Below are 19855 nucleotides of genomic sequence, written 5' to 3' on the forward strand. Positions count from 1 at the left end.
CGACAAGCTCAGCATGACAAACTTAAATTGCATTATCCGAATTTTGGCGGCTGCCAAATATTATCTGCTCTTTGCTCAAGAGAAAATTGATGTGTAGAAATTTCATTTTCTACTTTAAATGTTGTGATTTTTGATTGAAATGCAACAAAGTGAGGTTCAACCACACTTTGCCCGCAACACGAACATAAACAAATTGGAGAACAGTTTTCTGCGCTACCCTTTGCTTTACCATGATCTACCTTAACAATCGTGTGTTGCGTAAATTCTTGTGCTTCTAACTCATCACTACATGGCAATACCGAAAGCAATACCACAAAGATTAAATAAAAGACAGCTAGGTTTTTCACCTCGCAAAAGTAAGAATTAAAGATGAATTTTAGGGCCCTACTTCAAATAAGGCTCCATAATTTTTGCCCAAATCGCATATCCTTTGGCATTCATATGCAGCTTATCCGACAGAAAAATATCTTCCATTATTTTGCCATCGGCGTTAAACATAGCATCATAGGTGTTGATGTAAGCTGCACGTTTCATCCCCTTAATCATTTCGGCTATCTTTTGATTTGCTTCTACCATTAACGGCCAATATTTCTCTCTTGAAGGACTTGGTTTAATAGAAATATAGGCTATTCGAACTCTTGGATATTTTGCTCGAATCAAATCTATCAACTTTTTAACTCGGTCTACCACCATTTGTGCAGTAGCATTTCCTGTAAAATCATTTTCTCCACAGTAAATTACCACTTGTTTTGGGTGGTAAGGATAAACAATATCACCGATGTAATTAATGACATTTGGCAAAGAAGATCCTCCAAAACCACGATTTAAAATTACGTGATCAGGAAAATAAGCTTGTGCATCTTTCCATTTGGTAAAGGTTGAACTCCCTATAAAAAGCACTGCCTTTTTTGGTGGAAATTTAATACTGTCTTGCTTTTTAAAGTATTGAATTTCATTATAAAATGCATCTTTCTGTTGTGCTTGCGCAGTAATAAATACGAAAAGGAATAAGGCAATTAATTTTAAAGTCTTCATAAATTAAGTTAATTTATAGTTTTTAAGTTGTAAGTACGTATATAAATTGGTTGTAAACTTGGTAAAGTGTGAGTTGGCTTATCCAAATAAAAATAACTTGTTGCAGAATAATCATCAACTCTGTAAAACAATACACCACCTGGCCTAAACTGTTCATCTGTAATTTTGGGTGCAGAATTCATCGCATTTAATTTTAAATAACCTGTTTTAGAATTAGCAATAACGGGTTTAATTTTCACTCCTTTTTTATATAAATCTCTTGCTATTTCTAAGCTAGTACCACCTAGTTCTTGAATAGTTACTTTAATGCTGTTGTTAAAATAAATTTCATCAGGAACGTGATATCTATAGAATGCGAAATAACCTAATTTATTATCTGCCACTAAACATCCTTGAAATTGATGATTAAAAGTTCCTAAACCCCAGGCAGCACCAACATAATCTTCTGTGCCTGTTCCATTAATAGTGGGATATTTGGTATCTTCATCAATATACATTTTCACTTCTCCCTCACCCCACCATGTACCACGATAAACAGAGTCGGTAATTACGCCAACATTTGTCCCTAAAAATCTTCCCCTGCCTTTTATGAGAGGTAATAGTTCAAAATCTTCACCTAACTCGCTGGTAATTTTTCTATTCCAATAGGCATGAAAATACAATGCATCAGTCGCATGTGGTGGAGTATCTAAAATATCGACGTCAAAAAATAGGTTTACGTTTAATTTACTTTCATTAATGAAAAGAATTTTTACTTGTTTACGAAATGGCATTGGGATAATACAATTAAATGATTTTCCTTCTGGATCACTAAAAAAAGCAGATTCAAATGGTTTTTTCTGACCTAAACCAATCCCAAAAAAATCGCCAAATGGCACGTCAACTGCGGGTGTTGTGGCACCGTCCCAAAATATTTGCAATCGAATGGAGCGTAATACTTCTGGACTGCGTTCACTAATGGTGTACCACATTCTTTGTACTATTCCTATACCATTGTAATCTACAAGTGTTCTTGTAGCGCCTGGCAATATAGTTTCTGTCGCATGACCTTTTGCACCATTATTTTCCTTGCCACCATTACTACTTGCGCCACTTAAGTTCTCAAAACTGATGAGTTTGGATTTCACATTACTCTTCATTTTAAAAAGCTCTTGTGCATTCGTCACTATGCTTAAACTCAAAAGAAGTAAGGAAATTGTAATTCTTAGCTTTACCATTTCATTGTTTTTTTAACATAAGCCGTCAGTTCATCGGCAATCTCTTTGTGCTCTGCTAGAGAAGGATGTCCACCACAGCCTTTATTAGCTTGTTTTGTAAAGAAATAAGAGCCAATATTGTGTTCGCCTTGGGCATATAAGTTCTTTTTAACAGCAGTGATATACTTTACTAATGCTGTTTTCAATTCTTTATTCGCCATTGGGCTAGTTAAAAAAATCAGCTTTGCTTTAGGATAATAACTCCGCAATGTTTTCGCAAATTTCACATAAGCATTGCAAAATTTGGCTGAGTCTTGTACGCCATCATTTTGCCCTAAACATACAGTCACCACATCGGGTTGGTATTTACTAAAATCCCATTTTATGGTATCTCTTGCCATGCTTACTTTATCAAAAACCTGTGGCATCACTATTTTTTTATCACAACAGCTATGCATTAATCCAATGCCCGAAACAGAAGACAAATGCCATTGTGCATTTAAATTTCGAGCAGTAGTAGGACCATAAGCAAGCCAAGCATTGTGTTGATCGTGCCATTCTCCTTTTCCGCAAGTAATTACACTTTCATCACTTCCTGCGCCACAGGTAATCGAATCGCCAATAAATTCCATTTTCCGTTTTTGCTTTGCCGGTAGTGGCACCAATTTTTCGCAGGTGAAACCTACAATTTCTACATAGCCATTTTCAGCTTCTGAATTTTTGCAAATAGTGATTACATGATCTCCTTTTGTTAATTTTTCGGCTAATACTAACGTATTTTCTTTTCCTTTTAATTGAATTCGGTAAGCCGGCTGATCATCAACTTTTATTTCTAGATAGTTCAGGATTTTACCCCAAATCATTTCATCATTAATTTGAAGTGTACATGAAGTTCCATTAAACTTTACTTGCACATAAGCACCAGAAGCCCAAAATTTAGGTTTTGCTGGGTTTGTAAAATCTACTCTACCCGTGTATTGAATATATGGGTTATCTGCACTGAAAAATTGCTCTTTCTGATGTACAGTAAAGCTGCCGCAAATTGTTAGCAATAAAATTGAAAATAATAGTCTCATACCATTAAACGAAAACTCTATGACCAGAAAGATTTTCTCTAAACTCTTTTGGTGTACAACCTTTTTTCTTTTTAAATATTCTATTAAAATTAGAGATGTTATTAAAACCACAATTGTATGCGACTTCTGCGACAGCTTCTGTGGTGTCGATTAATTTTCTTGACGCATGACCCAATCTAATTTCTATTAAACTGTCAATAAAACTAATGCCCGTACGACTTTTGAAAAACCGACTAAATGAAACTTCAGTCATGTTTGCTATTCTTGCAACCTCAGCAAGGCTAACCTGTTTATCAAAATTGACATTAATGTATTCCATCACTTTTTCTACTCTTCTACTATTATAAGAAAACTCAGCATTGCTAAATGTAGAATCAGAAAGCGTACGCATGTTTCTAGAAGTAGAAAGATCATGTAGAATAGACATTAATTCTAATACCGAATCAAAACCATGTTTCTTATTTAGCTTTACCAATCGCGGACCAATTGCTAATGCTGTTTCTTTAGAAAATAAAATACCACATTTCGATTTTTCAAATAGTTCTCTAATTACACGCAACTGATTTCTGCGTAGAAATTTTTCATCAAAAAGATCTTTGTGAAATTGAATGGTTACTTCATGAATTTCTTTGCCATTTAACTTATAGGTTTCCCAAACATGTGGTAAATTAGAACCAACCAACACCAACTCAATGTCGCCAATCTCTTCAATATGATCGCCAACAACTCTACGTGCTCCACTAGCATTAGAAATAAAATTCAATTCCATCTCTTCATGATAATGCAAAGGAAAATCAAAATCTTGTTTCTTCCTTTCAAAAATGGTGAAACAATCGCTATTAGTAAGCGGAGTAATTTCTTTTATTATAGTTGAATGCACAATAAATGATTAAATAATATCAATAAACAGGATAAAATAATATCAATGTTCAAATATAGAACAACTATAGCTAATTTGCTAATTAAAAGAGCATAACGAAAGTTAAATGGCAGCTATTTTGAATAAAACGAACAGTAAGGCGATAAAAATATTATAAATGGATAAAATAGTATTATTTTACGCAACGCATTGAACACTACTTTTGATATAAACCAAATAAAACGCTTATGCTTAATAAACTATCTACTAATTTATTGGCAATACTTGTATGCCTGTTATCTATTACTACTTGTTTTGCTCAAGATAAGAAGATCTCAGGCAGAGTAGCTGATGAAAATGGATTAGCACTTCCAGGTGTTTCCGTTAGTATTAAGAACACCAAAGTAGCCACAGTTACCGATGGTAATGGTAATTTCTCCTTAAACATTCCTGCTACTGCACAAACCTTAGTCATTACATTTTTAGGAATGGAAGGACAACAACTTGCTATTGGCACTAAAACCTCCTTCAACATAGTTTTAAAATCTAAAAGCACTACGCTTTCTGATGTTGTAATTGTTGGCTATGGAACGGTTAAAAAATCAGACCTTACTGGTTCCGTATCAAGAATTGAGCGAGAAGACTTAATCAAAGATGCACCAACTAACGTTTTACAAGCTTTGCAAGGAAAAATTGCTGGCGTAAATGTAACACAAAATGATGGCGCACCAGGTGCTGGCTTAAGTATTCGCGTTAGAGGATCAAACTCGTTTTTAGGCGGAACAGAACCTCTTTATGTAATTGATGGAGTTCCCTTTAATAACAATAGCAGTGGTTCTACACCTTTATCTATTGGCGACGATGAGAAACAGACTTTAAATGCAATGTCTTTTTTAAATCCAGATGATATTGAAAGTATTGACATCCTTAAAGATGCGTCTGCAACAGCAATTTATGGTTCACGTGGCGCTAATGGCGTGGTATTAATCACAACCAGAAAAGGAAAAAGTGGCAAAGACAGAGTGGAAGCTAATTTTACGTTTGGACAAGCAGAGGTGTCTAGAAAAATAGATGTACTTAATGCATCAGAATATGCTGCCTATCAAAATTTAGCATATACGAATTCGAATAAATATACTGGTACAGCTTATACTCTACCTTATAGAGGCGAAACTATTCCTGATCCATTAAACCCTGGACAAACGTATTATAATAAAAGTCCACAAGATTATATAGGGGATAACAACAACTGGCAAGATCAAATTTTTCGTCGTGGCTTATATCAGAACTACTCGGTAAATATTTCTGGAGGTGGTGATGCTGGTAGTCATAGTTTAACATTTAGCTACCTTGATCAGGAAGGGACCATTTCAAATTCCGATTATAATAGATTTAGCTTAGGCTTAAACCTAAACAGAAACGTTAGCAAAACATTTAAAGTAGGCACAAGCACTTCTATCGCCCGCACAATTAACAACGGCGTAAAAACGGGAACAGATAAATCTGATGCGGCAAGTGCAGGCGTTATCCGTTCGGCGTTAACATTTCCTTCTACCTTATCTGAGCCAATAGCATATGATGGTGTTGGCGATGCTTTTATTACAAACCCTTACATCTACGTAAATGATGTTTTAAATAGAGTAAAAGGATTAAATATTTTCACTTCAAACTATTTAGAAGCAACTTTCTTAAAAGATTTCAAATTTAGACAGAACATTGGATTTAGTTATGCCGGCAGTACCAGAGATCAGTATTATCCAAGAAGTGTGTACGAAGGATTTGCGGTAAAAGGCTGGGGATTAAAATCTGATAACGTTTGGAATAGCGGTGTGGCAGAAAGTATTCTTACCTATGCTAAAAAAATTGACAAGCATAGCTTAAACATAGTTGGCGCTGGCACTTTTGAGCGCACTAATGGAAATAGCAAAAGAGCGGAAGCAAAAACTTTCCCAAATGATGCCTTAGAAAATGAAAATCTGGCAGCTGGAGAAGTTGTACTGCCAATTATTACCTACCGCTACCAATCTACTTTAATTTCATTTTTAGGTAGAGCTAACTATAGCTATGACGATCGCTATTTGTTAACGTTCTCTTATCGCCAAGATGGCTCAAGTAAATTTGGAAAAGACAATAAATGGGCGGGTTTTTCATCAGCTGCTGCTGCTTGGAAAATATCGAATGAAGAGTTCATGAAAAACGTTAAAGCCATTAGCGATTTAAAATTGCGTATTAGCTATGGTCAAACAGGTAATCAAGGAATTGGCTCTTATGCTTCGTTAGCTAAATTAAGTGTATACAATTATCCTTTTGGAGGATCTGTTCAAACTGGTTTAGCCAACGATTTATATGCTGGCCCTGCAAATGAGAAATTGAAATGGGAAACCACTACTTCATACAATTTAGGTTTAGACCTAGGGCTATTTAAAAACAGATTAAACCTACATGTAGATCTATACAAAAAGATAACCGACGATCTTTTACAAAACTTAATTATCCCTTCATCTACCGGATTTCAAACCAAGTTGGTTAATTCAGGATCGATTGAGAACAAAGGTTTAGAGTTAACTTTAAATGGTATTGTCTTAAAAAACAAAGATTTTGAATGGAATTCTAATTTTAATATCTCATTTAACAGAAATAAAATTTTAAGCCTAAGTCCAGATGTAACCGAACAATATGGACGAAATATTTCTACTGGTGATGCACCATTCATTCAAACTGTTGGCAAGCCAATTGGTGCATTATACGGCTATGTTGAAGATGGCTATTACGACAACGAAGCAGAAGTAAGAAGCGATCCAGCATACAGCGGATTAGGTGATGCTATTATTTTAAGAACGATTGGAGAGGTTAAATACAAAAATTTAGATAACGATAGAACTTCAATAGCGCAAAGCGACAGAACATTTATTGGCGATGTAAATCCTGATTATACCTTCGGTTTTACCAATAATTTTAAATACAAAAGATTTGATTTGAGTGTATTCATTAATGGTGTACAAGGAAATGATATCATTAACATGAATACTAGATTTAGTGGCAACTTAGGTACCAATAAAAATATCACTCAAGAAATGGCTGATGGTGCTTGGGCACAAGGCAATGACAATACGAATGCCACTGGTCCAAAAATTATGCGTCAGTTCTTTAGAAACCTATTGTTTAGCAGAAGATTTGTAGAAGATGGAAGTTTTGTAAGAATTAAAAACATCACATTCGGCTATAACGTTCCGCTAAAATCTAAAACAATTTCTAATTTAAAAGTTTCATTAGGCGTTAACAATCTTTATACGTTTACCAATTATTCTGGTTACGATCCTGAGATTAACAGCTATGGCGATAACCCTGCTTTATTTGGTGTAGACCTTGGAGGCTATCCAAATTCGAGAACTTATAATCTTTCTTTACGTTGCAATTTTTAACCTTATTAAAAATATAATATGAAAGCGATTTCAACATATTTTATAGCATTTGTAACTGGCTTAAGTGTACTTAGCCTTAGCTCTTGCAAAAAAGCATTACAAGAAACACCCTATTCTTTTTATTCACCAGAAAACTTTTATAAAAACGAAAGTGATGCAAAAGCAGCAATTAATGGGGTATATGCCGAATTGTATACGTATGATTTGTATTTACAGCCGTTTTGGAACATCACTATTTTAGATGATGATCATGTATCTGGAGCCGATTGGTTTTTAGGAACAACTGGTGCTGGAAATCCACAAGCTTATTTTGGCTGGCAAGCACCTTGGATTGGGTGTTATACCATTATCGCAAGAGCAAATACGGTATTAGAAAACGTTCCTTCCATCACCAATATGGATGCTGATGTAAAGAAAAGGATTTTGGGAGAAGCTTACTTTTTAAGAGGATGGGCTTATTTCCAGTTGGTGCAATTATATGGCGGCGTACCCCTACGTTTGAAATCTTTATCGGCAGAAAACCCAGAAGTAAATGTGCCTCGTGCTACGGTTAAAGAAACTTACGATGTGATCATTAGTGATTTCAAATCTGCCGAAACCAATTTATTCCCATTAGGACATCCTAAAGCGGGTGAAGCCGGTAGAGTAAATCAAGGTGTGGCCAAAGCTTTCTTAGCCAAAACGTATTTAACAATGGCTTCTGGTGCAGCAACAGGCAATGTTACTGTACGTGGGGGAACTGATAATGGGTATTATACATACGCTAAAAATGTAGTAGCTGGTCATGAAGGAATGGATGCGAAAGCACTTTATACCTTAGCAAGAGATAAAGCTGGAGAAATAATTACTAGCAATACATACTCACTAACACCAAGCTGGAAAGATTTATGGAGTATCGCAGGCAGAAATAGTAAAGAACAAATGTGGGAGTTACAATCACTAGCTGGAACTGCATTTATTAATAATTTAAGTGCTTATTTCCCTGCTCGTTCTACCTTCGGACAAGGTGCTGTTTGGACCACCAATAACCATTACAACGATTACGATATTGAGGATAAAAGAGTATTGGATGGAATTACGCACAATTACACTACACTACAAGGAACCAATATTTTTTATCCTTTTGCACAATCTGCATTGTATAAAGTAGTCAATGGAGTAACGTATAATAATAGCAATACCGCCACTTCAGAAAGAGCGTATACTATTAAATATAGTGCTGTTGCAGACCCAACCGTGGCAAATAGCGATGCTTTCTTCCCTTTGTTACGATATGCTGAAGTATTATTAATGTATGCAGAGGCAGAAAACGAAGTAAATGGTGCTACAACTGCAGCATACGATGCATTGAACACTGTTCGTTTCCGTTCTTATCCAACTACTGGAACCCCAGCAATGCCAGTTGCATCAGCTTACGCTCCAGCCGGAATGACTCCAGAGCAATTCCGTAGTTATGTGTTAGCAGAACGTGCTCGTGAACTTAATTTAGAAGGAATCAGACGTTTTGATTTAATCCGTTGGGGAATTTATTTACAGGTAATGAATAAAATTGGAACTGGACAAAACAACATCTCGAAGGTTCGTACTAGAAAAAATTTATTATTGCCTCTCCCATTAAACGAATTGAATTCTAATAAGGCCCTTGGAGGAAAAAACAACCTTGATTGGTAAATTAAACTAGTTAATAAAATCATAACTTAAATTTATGAACATGAAAAGATCGCTATTCATAAGCCCCCTCGCTCTCTGTGCGATGCTATTTCTGCTTTTGGGAGCTTGTAAAAAGGATAAAGTAGTAGATACTGCACCTCCTACATTAAGTGCAGTAACTAATTTGACGGATAGGAATACAGCCTTAACCTCGATTGGATATGGAGAATGGATTGTGATTAAAGGCACAAATCTGAGCACCACCTATAAAGTTGATTTTAATGGTACGTTAGCTAAAAATTCGTTAATTTATGGCGATGACAATACCATAACGGTTAAAATCCCAGCGCAATTAACCGACCCAATCAATAACCCGATTACGGTTACCACGAAATATGGCACAGCAACCTTAAATTTCCAAATTAAACAACCGCCTCCAACCATTACAGGTTTTGATCCTGCGGCAGGAAATCCTGGCGACGATATGACCATTAATGGAAATTACTTTAAAGGTGTTACCGGCGTTACTATAAATGGTGCTAATGCGACGGTTGTGTCTAGCACTCAAACAGAAATTAAAGTAAAAGTACCTACTGGTGTTACCTATGGTGCAGTAGTGGTTACCACCCCAGTTGGCACAGTGACTACTGATAAAACCTTCGGGTTGAAGCACTTTATTTTTGATGACGCTTTAAGAAATGTGTGGACAAACACCTCTTACTCTTTTACTTCTTTAGATCTTGCCAACAGCGAAATTGTAAGGAGAGGTACTACATCCATAAAAGTGGTACACAAAGCATTTTCTGCGGTAAGGTTTAGGTTAGTAGCCAAACTTCCAATGACTGGGTATGCTTTCGTGAAACTATCCATGTATGGTGGTGCTGGTACACAAGGCAAAAAAGTTAGGGTATCATCTTCTAATTTAGGTGTAACTTCAGGTACGTATGATGTAATTTTAAATGAAGGAAAGTGGACCGAATATCAAATTCCTTTAATCAATATCGCAAATCCTGCAACCATCGAATACCTTACTTTTCAAGAATTTAGTGGTTTTGCCTCTACCATTTATATTGATGATGTTGGTTTCTATTAATTAAAGAATAGATGAGTTTGAAGAAATTGATTATCCTGAGTTTACTTTTTAGTTTTAACATCGCGTTAGCACAAAAAACAAAAAATGTAGTCATCATTACATTTGACGGTTACCGATGGAAAGACCTATTTAACGGTGCCGATTCAAGTCATCTATTTGGAAAGAAATTTACATCTCAAGACTCAACATGGCGAGTTAAAAAATATTGGGGTAAAACTGAGCAAGAAAGAAGGGCAAAACTAATGCCTTTCTTTTGGAGCACCATAGCTTCCAAAGGTCAAATTTATGGCAACCGAAAATATGGCAATTTTGTAAATGTAACCAATCGGTATTGGTTTTCTTATCCTGGCTACAACGAAATATTTACAGGCTATCCAGATACGTTAATTAACTCCAATTCACATTCTGCAAATCATAACATCAACGTATTAGAGTTTTTAAATAAAATACCTGCATTTAAAGGTAAAGTTGCCACATTCACTTCGTGGGATGCTTTTTATAAAATTTTAAATGAAGAAAGATCTGGTTTGCCCATTAATTCTGGCTACACCAATATGAAAGGCGACAAATTAAGCGATGTTCAAAAAACATTAAACGATTTGCAGTGGTGGTTACCAAAAGATTACGGAATGGGCGAAAGACACGATGGCATCACTTATTCTTTTGCGAAGGAGTATGTAAAATTAAATCATCCTCGGGTATTACAAGTAAGCTTTATAGAAACAGATGCCCTAGCGCACAGCAGAAAATATGATTATTACTTAGATGCGGCCAATTACAACGATAAAATGATTGAAGACATTTGGAAATATATGCAAAGCGATCCTTTTTATAAAGACAACACCACTTTTATCATTACAGAAGATCATGGTAGAGGATATTTAGACAATTGGCAACACCATTATTATACGGTTGAGCATAGTAATGAAATATTCTTTGCGGTGATGGGTCCAGATACCAAACCACTCGGAGAAATTAAAACCCAAGGACAACTCTATCAAAATCAATTCGCCCAGACTATCGCTACCTTTTTGGGAGTAAAGTTTGAAAACGGTCATGAAATTGGTAACCCAATTAAAGCGGTTTTACCTCAAAAATAGCAGCATCCCTATATGAAACTAAACAGGATTATTTTAACCAGCATTTTAAGCAGCTTACTATTTTTAGCAAGTAGTGCAACCTATGCTCAATCCTTAAGCGATAAACTCGCCACAAAAGAAACTAGTGCGCTCTATAAAAATCTACACAAATTAAGTAAACGCTACACGTTATTTGGGCATCAGGATGATTTAGCCTATGGTGTAAACTGGAAATATGTTGCGGGCAAAAGCGACATCAAAGACATTGTAAATGATTATCCTGCGGTGTATGGTTGGGATATAGCTCGAATTGAACACGATTCATTAAAAAACATCGATGGTGTTCCTTTTAGCAACATGAAAAAATACATTCAGTGTGGGTATAAAAAAGGAGCTGCAATTACCTTAAGTTGGCACTTTGATAATCCCTTAACGGGTGGCTCATCTTGGGACACCACTAAAAATTCCCTAGCGTCTATTTTACCTGGAGGTTCAAAACACCTACTGTATGTTTCTTGGTTAGATAAAGCAGCCAAATTTATGGGCAGTTTAAAAGGCAGTAAAAATGAAGCTATTCCGATTCTCTTTCGCCCTTTTCACGAGTTAACGGGCGATTGGTTTTGGTGGGGCAAAAATACCTCCTCACCTGCCGAATTAAAAAAAGCTTGGCGTTTTACTGTAGAGTATTTACGGAACAAGAAAAAATTGCACAACCTCATTATCGTGTATAACACGAATGGTTTTGCCAATGAAAAAGAATTTTTAGAACGCTATCCTGGAGATGATGTGGTAGATGTAGTGAGCTTTGATTTGTATCAATTCGAAAATCAAGATAAAAAGGCATTTGTAGATACCGTTCGATACGAACTAAACATTCTTTCTAAGATTGCGAAACAGAAAAACAAATTAACCGCATTTGCAGAGACTGGATACGAGGCTGTGCCTGATGCAACTTGGTGGACAGAAACTTTGTTACCCGCCATCAACGGTTTTGAACTTTCGTATGTGCTAGTGTGGCGCAATGCAGGCTATGTTCCTTCCATGAAGAAAATGCATTATTATGCTCCATTTAAAGGCCAAATCTCCGAAAACGATTTTAAGAAGTTTTACCAAACAGATCGCATCTTATTTGAAAAGAAAGTAGGCGCAAAGAAATTATACCAATCACATTAACGCACTCATGAAACTACAACTTATAGATATTTTAATTCTAGTTGCTTACTTGCTTACTATGGTTCTCATCGGTTTCTATATGAGAAATAAAGCAAAGCAAGATAAAGAAAGCTACCTGATGGGTGGCAAAAAACTGCCTTGGTACATGTTAGGGTTAAGCGATGCCAGCGATATGTTTGACATTAGCGGCACCATGTGGATGGTGGCACTTTGTTTTGTGTATGGCTTTAAAAGCATTTGGATTCCATGGTTATGGCCAGTTTTTAATCAAGTATTTATGATGATGTTCTTATCCAAGTGGTTAAGAAGATCAAATGCAACAACGGGTGCCGAGTGGTTAAAAACAAGATTTGGGTTAACTGGTAAAGGTGTACAAAGTTCGCATATCATTGTTATTGCTTTTGCTTTAATTAGCTGTTTAGGCTTTTTAGCCTATGGTTTTGTAGGGTTAGGTAAATTTGTACAAGTTTTCATCCCATGGGAGATGGTAAAGGACTATGTTCCTTTTCATGTAAGCGATAAGTATGTACCTCAATTCTATGGCATTGTGTTTACCTTATTTGCCATGTTCTATTCTATTATTGGTGGTATGCACAGTATCGTTTTGGGCGATGCCATTAAATATCTAATCATGACGATTGCATGTGTTGCCATTGGCGTTATTGCTGTACAACATTTACACGGACAAACTTTAAATGTGCCAAAAGGATGGAATGATCCTTTCTTTAGTTGGAAGTTAAACCTAGATTGGAGTAAGATTGCAGCTGATGCGAATAAAAAAATTGCAGATGATGGCTTTAGTCTGTTCGGTATTTTCTTTATGATGATGTTAATGAAAGGCATTTTTGCCTCACTTGCTGGTCCGGCACCAAACTACGATATGCAAAAAGTATTGAGTACACGTAGTCCTAAAGAAGCAAGTAAAATGACAGGATTTGTGAGTATAATTTTATTGCCTATTCGCTATTCTATGATTACAGGGCTAACCGTTTTAGCCTTGTTATATTACAACCAACTGTACTTAAAAGGACCCGATGGCGTAACCGATTTCGAACGCATTTTACCAGCAACAATTAATAACTTTTTACCAGTAGGCGTATTGGGTTTGGTACTTACCGGATTGCTTGGTGCGTTTATGGGTACCTTTAGCGGAACACTAAATGCCGCTCAAGCCTATATCGTCAATGATATTTATTTGAAATATGTCAATCCAAATGCCCCTACTAAAAAGATCATTTCGATGAATTATATCGTGGGCATAGTCGTGGTAATTGTAGGCATATTCTTTGGGTTTTTAGCTAAAGATGTAAATAACATTCTACAATGGATAGTGGGCGGATTATATGGGGGTTATGTAGCTGCAAACTGTTTAAAGTGGTATTGGTGGCGCTTTAATGCCAACGGATTTTTCTGGGGTATGGCGGTTGGAGTTGGTTCAGCTTTATTAATGCCGTATGTAACCACCGGACTACCTTTATACTGGTGGCCACTGCTTTTCGTCTTATCAATACTGGGGTGTTTAATTGGCACCTATACTGCGCCACCAACAGATGAAAAGGTGTTAACATCATTTTATAAAACCGTAAAACCATGGGGCTTTTGGAAACCTATCCATGCGCTAGTGGTAGCGAAAGATCCCGCTTTTGAAGCCAACAAGAATTTTAAATTAGACATGTTTAATGTCGCCCTAGGCATCCTTGCACAACTTTGCCTTACCATTTTCCCTATGTATTTAATAACAGGAATGTATAATCCTTTATGGATAACCATTGCTGTATTAGCCATCATCATTTTCATTTTAAAAAGAACGTGGTGGAACAGATTAGAAGATTAAGAAAACACGATCCTTTAAAAAACAAACTATACGAATGAAAACTATTTTCGAACAACGCATTGCCGAACTCGCTTTACATCAAGAAAAACTGATTAAAGTACCTAATAAAATGATTGAAGCTGGAAACGGCGTATTCAATCGCTATAAAAATGCTGTTTTAACTGCCGCCCATGTTCCGTTCAATTGGAAATACGATTTAAATCCACTAACGAATCCGAATTTAATAGAACGCTTCGGCATAAATGCTGTTCTGAATGCAGGGGCTATAAAGTGGAAAGATAGCTATGTTTTAGTAGCACGGGTAGAGGGCAACGACCGAAAATCTTTTTTCGCCATAGCTGAAAGCCCTAATGGGATAGACAATTTTCGCTTTTGGGAATATCCATTGGTGATGCCCGAAACAGCCATTCCAGATACCAATATTTACGATATAAGATTAGTTGCCCATGAAGATGGGTGGATCTATGGATTATTTTGTACTGAACGAAGAGATCCTTCCGCAAGTGAAGGAGATCAATCGGCAGCTATTGCACAATGCGGAATTGCCCGAACCAAAGATTTAGTACAATGGGAACGCTTAGCCGATCTTAAAACACCCTCACCGCAGCAACGTAATGTCGTTTTGCATCCAGAATTTGTAAACGGAAAATATGCTTTTTATACACGTCCACAAGATGGATTTGTAGAAGCAGGTAATGGTGGAGGAATTGGCTTTGGCCTTTCTTCAACTATAGAAAATGCAACCGTTACAGAAGAAATCGTTATTGATAAGAAAGTATACCATACCGTTTACGAGGCAAAAAACGGTCTTGGCCCTGCCCCAATAAAAACCTCTCAAGGTTGGTTACATTTAGCACATGGTGTACGAAATACCGCAGCGGGTTTACGTTATGTGTTGTATCTATTCATGACTGATTTGAACGACTTAACTAAAGTAACTCACAAACCTGCAGGTTATTTTGTAGCCCCAGAAGGCGAAGAACGTGTTGGCGATGTATCCAATGTGGTTTTTAGCAATGGCTGGATTGCCGATGATGATGGCACCGTATACATTTATTACGCTTCTTCAGATACACGTATGCATGTAGCCACCAGCAGCTTGCAGCAGCTTACAGACTATGTGATGAATAATCCAGCAGATGGTTTACGCTCTGCAGCATCCGTTGAAACGATAATCAACATCATCGACCAGAATAAAAGTTTAACCGAAAAGCATCCTATAGCTGTACATTTGAATGGAGAATCTGCTCATTAACATCAAATGAATTTAACCGTACTAACCACATTTGCCAACCAAGTCGAAACAGAATTACACGAGCTATTGCAGTGGTGGATGACCTATACCGTTGATGAAGAAAACGGCGGTTTTTATGGAAAGATTGATAACAACAATATTTCGACTCCTCAGGCCCCAAAGGGATTAGTTTTAAATGCCAGAATACTGTATACGTTTTCATCTGCTTATGCACTGACAAAAGAACCTGCCCATTTAAGTATGGCGAATAGAGCCTTTGAGTATGTAAGCACACATTTTTTAGACAAAGAATACGGTGGTTTCTATTGGTCGGTAACGGATACTGGAGCTGTATTAGATGGGAAAAAGCAAATTTACGGACAAGCTTTCGCTATCTACGCATTGGCCGAATATTATAAAATTACAGCAAACACAAAAGCCTTGTCATTAGCGCAAGGTACATTTGCATTGTTAGAGAAATACAGCTTCGACCCTATTTATTTAGGGTATTTGGAAGCTTTTTCGATAGATTGGAAATTGCAAGAAGATCTTCGCTTAAGTGATAAAGATCAGAATGAGCAAAAATCGATGAATACCCATTTGCATGTAATAGAAGCCTATGCGAATTTATATACCGTTTGGCCTGATGAAACCTTAAAAACAGCCATTAGTAAATTACTAGCTAATTTTAAGCAACACATTATTGATCAAAAAACTCATCACCTCCATTTATTCTTTACGGCCAATTGGGAAGTAAAATCTACTGTTACTTCTTTTGGGCACGACATTGAAACAGCATGGCTTTTACAAGAAGCCGCAGAAAGTATAGCAGACGAAACCGAAATTTCAACGTTTAAAACCATTGCGGTGCAACTTAGTGCTGCTACAGAAAAAGGATTAGCTAAAAATGGCGGACTTTGGTATGAGTATGATACAGCATTAAACCATTGGATTAAAGAAATGCATTGGTGGCCACAAGCAGAAGCCATGGTTGGTTTTTTCAATGCCTTTCAATTAAGTGGGGATGAGAAATACCTACAACATTCGCTACACAGTTGGGCGTTTATTAAAAACCACCTAAAAGATAAAAAGAATGGGGAATGGTTTTGGGGTATACACGAAGATTATGAATTACTACAAGATGAGGACAAAGCTGGCTTTTGGAAATGTCCATATCATAATGGCAGAGCTTGCTTAGAAATTATAAAGCGTATTAAATTACACGGAAATCATCTGGTGTAATTTGTTTTTTCCGTCATCCTGTACTTGATACGGGATTCTAATGCGGTAGTGTTCACTTAAGCCCGTCTTTGCGAGGTTTGCCCTTCGCAAACCGTGGCAATCTCCTTTTAGTATATCCAAACAACTTATAACGCAAAGAAAAGGAATACGCTAAGTGAAGAACACTTGAGTATAAATGTTTTTTTCGCCGCTATTTTTCCGTTTTTCCCAATGGGAAAAGACCTTTGCGTGATAGGAAATGTCCTTTGCACGATAGGAAATGTCTTTCGCATGATAGGAAATGTCTTTCGCACGATAGGAAATGTCCTTCGCACGATAGGAAATGCCCTTCGCACGATAGGAAATGTCCTTTACATGATGGAAAAACCAAATTTCCGTATCGAAACGTACGTAAACTACAGAGTTTTGATCAAATTAAACAGGTTTTGTATGAATGGTATAGGAATACTAAAAACAACACATTTTAATCATTTATATACGTTTATGTAACATTTAGCGACTAAGGATTAATTAAAACTCCTTAGCATCCATTTTTTAAAGTCAGCATTTTCCCGCTGACTTACATCAATTTCTAAATTTAAAGGAGACTTTAACATAATTGTTGTCTTTCTAGAATTGACAACATTCACTTTATTAATGACAGCTCTATTTACAATAAAAGAACGTTTAATCATATAAAATTGGCTTCTAGGTAAATAGTTGATACTTTTAATTAAAGTATCGTTCCAGATAATTTTTTCTCCTTGTAAATCATAGGCGAAGCAGTTTTTATCTTCAATAAAAACACAGGCTATTTGCGTAAAAGTTTCTTGTGCAGTTGATTCATGTGTGTAATCTTCTAAAAGTGCTTTTGGTACGCTTTTTTGTTTGTTGAGTATGTACCAGTGGTAAAATAAATATGCATTTAAGATAATGAGCATGAACACAATTTGTTGTAGATACCTACTAAAATACACTGTATTCAAAATGTTAATTTCATAGTAAGCAAAATACAGTGTTGCCAATATAATTGCTGGTAAAATCGGGAAAAGCACCCCGCCTACTAACTGCCTAGGCATTCTTATTTTGTAGCTTCTACCCCATGGGTAGTAATAATCTAAAAGACTAGTAATTCTAAAAACTATTGAAATTAATGCATAAGCCATACCAGCATTAATTAATAAGGCACTATAATAATATGGATTTGTAAAAATAGCTGCATACGTATGTTTTTCTTCATAAACAATAAGGAGGTGCGAAGACAAAAATGCAAATGGTAATTTTATAACATAGTTAGGGTATTTAACTGCGCCAGCAGCTCTATACCAAGGTGATTTGTTCATGTTAGCTGTATAAAAGGTAGATGTAAAAGATTACTGAAATCGATAATTGAGATTTAAACGTTTAAAAAATCTGAAGCATTGCCTAAAAATTAAGCAAATAGGTATACCAATATATAAAAGTTTTTGGAAGCGTTTAAAACAAGTACAATCGCTAAGGATTAGTTATTTGGCAAGAAATAATCTTTAAAAATTTATTAGCTGTAAACCGTTGTAAGCGGTAAATAAGATTAACTATTAGTTATTTAATTATTGCGAAACATCAGTTATCAAAAATAATGACATCGTTCAGCAAGAAATCCTATTTCTATTTTAAAAAATTTTGATGTTGATTTTAATTTAATGGCTTACTATTAACCTAATTTACAATGAAAAAATTTCCATTTACCAATGCGGGCTTTCTAGCCTTGCAACATGACCTCTATAATTTAAGTGATGAGGTTTTAAAAATCGAAGCCGATTTAGTACTTAATTATTTTGATTATTGGATGGACAATCACTTCGAGCTAAGTCATAATCAATTGTCTTATCTTAAAGCTATAGATCCTAGAGCAAAGCCACTACTAATTTTTAACACTAGTTTTGCTATCCAAAATAGATTACCTATTATTCTCAATAAAGCTAGAAATAGCAATGACAGTGAACAAGGTAAAATTATTTGGCATAAAAGTACATTAAGCGCAAGTTCTGGAGGGCATACTGGATATAAAGCAAGTGGCACATTAGAAATAAATATTGCTTATCAACTTGTAGAAATTCATCAACCCGTTTTTGCTAAACAGTTCTAATTATTAACTACGTAAGTTAATTCCCTTGACTTCATTGGCGTGAAGCAAGGGAATTTTTTATTTAAAGAATCCTTTACTCAAAAAGTTTATCCCTTCTTATATTGAAAACAAAGCAGGTGGCTATCAACTTTTACTATTAACCAATAGACTACCCACTTTGTCTAACTCAAATATATTAAAAAGCATTTAACTAAACAAATATGTTTAGTTAATTTTAACTTTATGATTGACAATAGTTAAGGCTATTTTTTTTATGTGTCGCATTTCACCCCAAAGATTGTCTTTTTTATAGCGCCATTACTTTTCATCTTCTTGATACCTTAGCTTAACTAAAAATTAAATCAGATGAAAAAAGAAAAAACAATTTTTTGGATCTCAACTACCATTATCTTCTTAATGGAAGGTGTTATGCCAGCTTTAACTTCTCAAACTGAGTTGGCAAAAGAAGGAATCAGACATTTAGGCTATCCTGAATATTTTGGAAATGCCCTAGTGGTTTTTAAAGTTTTGGGTGCCTTAATTTTAATGATTCCTCAAGTGCCGAAGCGTATTAAAGAATGGGCTTATGCAGGATTTGGATTTGACTTCATATTTGCAAGTATTAGTCACGGTGCAGTAGATGGTATTAATTTTCAAACATTTTTCCCATTGATATTCTTGGTGATTTTAGCCATTTCTTATGTGTATTATCATAAATTAAATACCGCTGCCATTAAACAAAATTAATTTTATCTAATATTAAATGGTTGATGTCACCAACCACTAGGCTAAAAGATCTCTCCGTTCCGCTACGCTTCAGTGACGAGTTTGTGTTATAAAAAAAGCTTCTCGAAAATTCGAGAAGTTTTTTTAGTT

The 19855-nt window shown here is 35.8% G+C and carries 16 protein-coding genes; 10 read left to right on the forward strand and 6 right to left on the reverse strand.

What is annotated here, in order from left to right; translation table 11 throughout:
* Nucleotides 1–32 precede the first annotated feature (32 nt).
* The 5 genes from ACHMWN_RS01795 to ACHMWN_RS01815 are packed head-to-tail and all read right to left on the reverse strand — an operon-like array spanning nt 33 to nt 4187.
* Nucleotides 33–347: a DUF6660 family protein gene (locus ACHMWN_RS01795; RefSeq protein ID WP_397297266.1), complete on the reverse strand. Its 315-nt coding sequence runs from the start codon at nt 345–347 to the stop codon at nt 33–35.
* Between the two features lie 37 nt (nt 348–384).
* On the reverse strand, nt 385–1035 hold the full coding sequence (locus ACHMWN_RS01800; RefSeq protein ID WP_397297267.1) for a GDSL-type esterase/lipase family protein: 651 nt from the start codon (nt 1033–1035) through the stop codon (nt 385–387).
* Nucleotides 1036–1043: 8 nt separating this feature from the next.
* Entirely contained in the window at nt 1044–2252 is a 1209-nt protein-coding gene (locus tag ACHMWN_RS01805) for a glycoside hydrolase family 172 protein (protein ID WP_397297269.1), read from the reverse strand.
* Nucleotides 2246–3307: an SGNH/GDSL hydrolase family protein gene (locus ACHMWN_RS01810; protein WP_397297271.1), complete on the reverse strand. Its 1062-nt coding sequence runs from the start codon at nt 3305–3307 to the stop codon at nt 2246–2248. The genes ACHMWN_RS01805 and ACHMWN_RS01810 overlap by 7 nt, the downstream gene beginning before the upstream one ends.
* 4 nt (nt 3308–3311) lie before the next feature.
* Nucleotides 3312–4187, reverse strand: coding sequence for an AraC family transcriptional regulator (locus ACHMWN_RS01815; RefSeq protein WP_397297273.1), 876 nt, complete (start codon nt 4185–4187; stop codon nt 3312–3314).
* 227 nt (nt 4188–4414) lie between these two features.
* Here ACHMWN_RS01815 and ACHMWN_RS01820 point away from each other — a divergent pair, with 227 nt between their 5' ends.
* From ACHMWN_RS01820 to ACHMWN_RS01855, 8 genes are read left to right on the forward strand one after another with little or no spacing between them, the layout of a single operon-like run.
* Nucleotides 4415–7588, forward strand: coding sequence for a SusC/RagA family TonB-linked outer membrane protein (locus tag ACHMWN_RS01820; RefSeq protein WP_397297274.1), 3174 nt, complete (start codon nt 4415–4417; stop codon nt 7586–7588).
* 18 nt (nt 7589–7606) lie between these two features.
* On the forward strand, nt 7607–9259 hold the full coding sequence (locus ACHMWN_RS01825) for a RagB/SusD family nutrient uptake outer membrane protein (RefSeq protein ID WP_397297275.1): 1653 nt from the start codon (nt 7607–7609) through the stop codon (nt 9257–9259).
* Nucleotides 9260–9299: 40 nt separating this feature from the next.
* Entirely contained in the window at nt 9300–10331 is a 1032-nt protein-coding gene (locus ACHMWN_RS01830; protein ID WP_397297276.1) for an IPT/TIG domain-containing protein, read from the forward strand.
* 11 nt (nt 10332–10342) lie between these two features.
* Nucleotides 10343–11431 (forward strand): phosphoglyceromutase, encoded by a 1089-nt coding sequence (locus ACHMWN_RS01835; protein ID WP_397297277.1) that lies wholly within the window; start codon nt 10343–10345, stop codon nt 11429–11431.
* Between the two features lie 12 nt (nt 11432–11443).
* Complete coding sequence (locus ACHMWN_RS01840) at nt 11444–12583, forward strand: glycoside hydrolase family 26 protein (RefSeq protein WP_397297278.1); 1140 nt, start codon at nt 11444–11446, stop codon at nt 12581–12583.
* 7 nt (nt 12584–12590) lie between these two features.
* The gene (locus tag ACHMWN_RS01845; protein WP_397297280.1) at nt 12591–14417 is read left to right on the forward strand and encodes a sodium:solute symporter family protein; all 1827 of its coding nucleotides are present in this window, start codon (nt 12591–12593) and stop codon (nt 14415–14417) included.
* A gap of 34 nt (nt 14418–14451) precedes the next feature.
* On the forward strand, nt 14452–15672 hold the full coding sequence (locus tag ACHMWN_RS01850) for a glycosidase (RefSeq protein WP_397297282.1): 1221 nt from the start codon (nt 14452–14454) through the stop codon (nt 15670–15672).
* Nucleotides 15673–15678: 6 nt separating this feature from the next.
* On the forward strand, nt 15679–16893 hold the full coding sequence (locus tag ACHMWN_RS01855) for an AGE family epimerase/isomerase (RefSeq protein ID WP_397297284.1): 1215 nt from the start codon (nt 15679–15681) through the stop codon (nt 16891–16893).
* Between the two features lie 506 nt (nt 16894–17399).
* On the opposite strand, the gene ACHMWN_RS01860 is transcribed toward ACHMWN_RS01855, so the two are convergent.
* A complete protein-coding gene (locus tag ACHMWN_RS01860) occupies nt 17400–18215 on the reverse strand; it encodes a LytTR family transcriptional regulator DNA-binding domain-containing protein (RefSeq protein WP_397297286.1) in 816 nt (271 codons plus the stop codon).
* Nucleotides 18216–18580: 365 nt separating this feature from the next.
* Between ACHMWN_RS01860 and ACHMWN_RS01865 the strand changes: the two genes are divergently transcribed.
* Both ACHMWN_RS01865 and ACHMWN_RS01870 read left to right on the forward strand, forming a co-directional pair.
* Entirely contained in the window at nt 18581–19000 is a 420-nt protein-coding gene (locus tag ACHMWN_RS01865; RefSeq protein ID WP_397297287.1) for a hypothetical protein, read from the forward strand.
* Nucleotides 19001–19345: 345 nt separating this feature from the next.
* Nucleotides 19346–19726, forward strand: a complete 381-nt coding sequence (locus ACHMWN_RS01870) for a DoxX family protein (RefSeq protein WP_397297288.1) — start codon at nt 19346–19348, stop codon at nt 19724–19726.
* Nucleotides 19727–19855 lie beyond the last annotated feature (129 nt).

This window comes from Pedobacter sp. UC225_61, from assembly GCF_044452285.1.
Classification (GTDB): Bacteria; Bacteroidota; Bacteroidia; order Sphingobacteriales; family Sphingobacteriaceae; genus Pedobacter.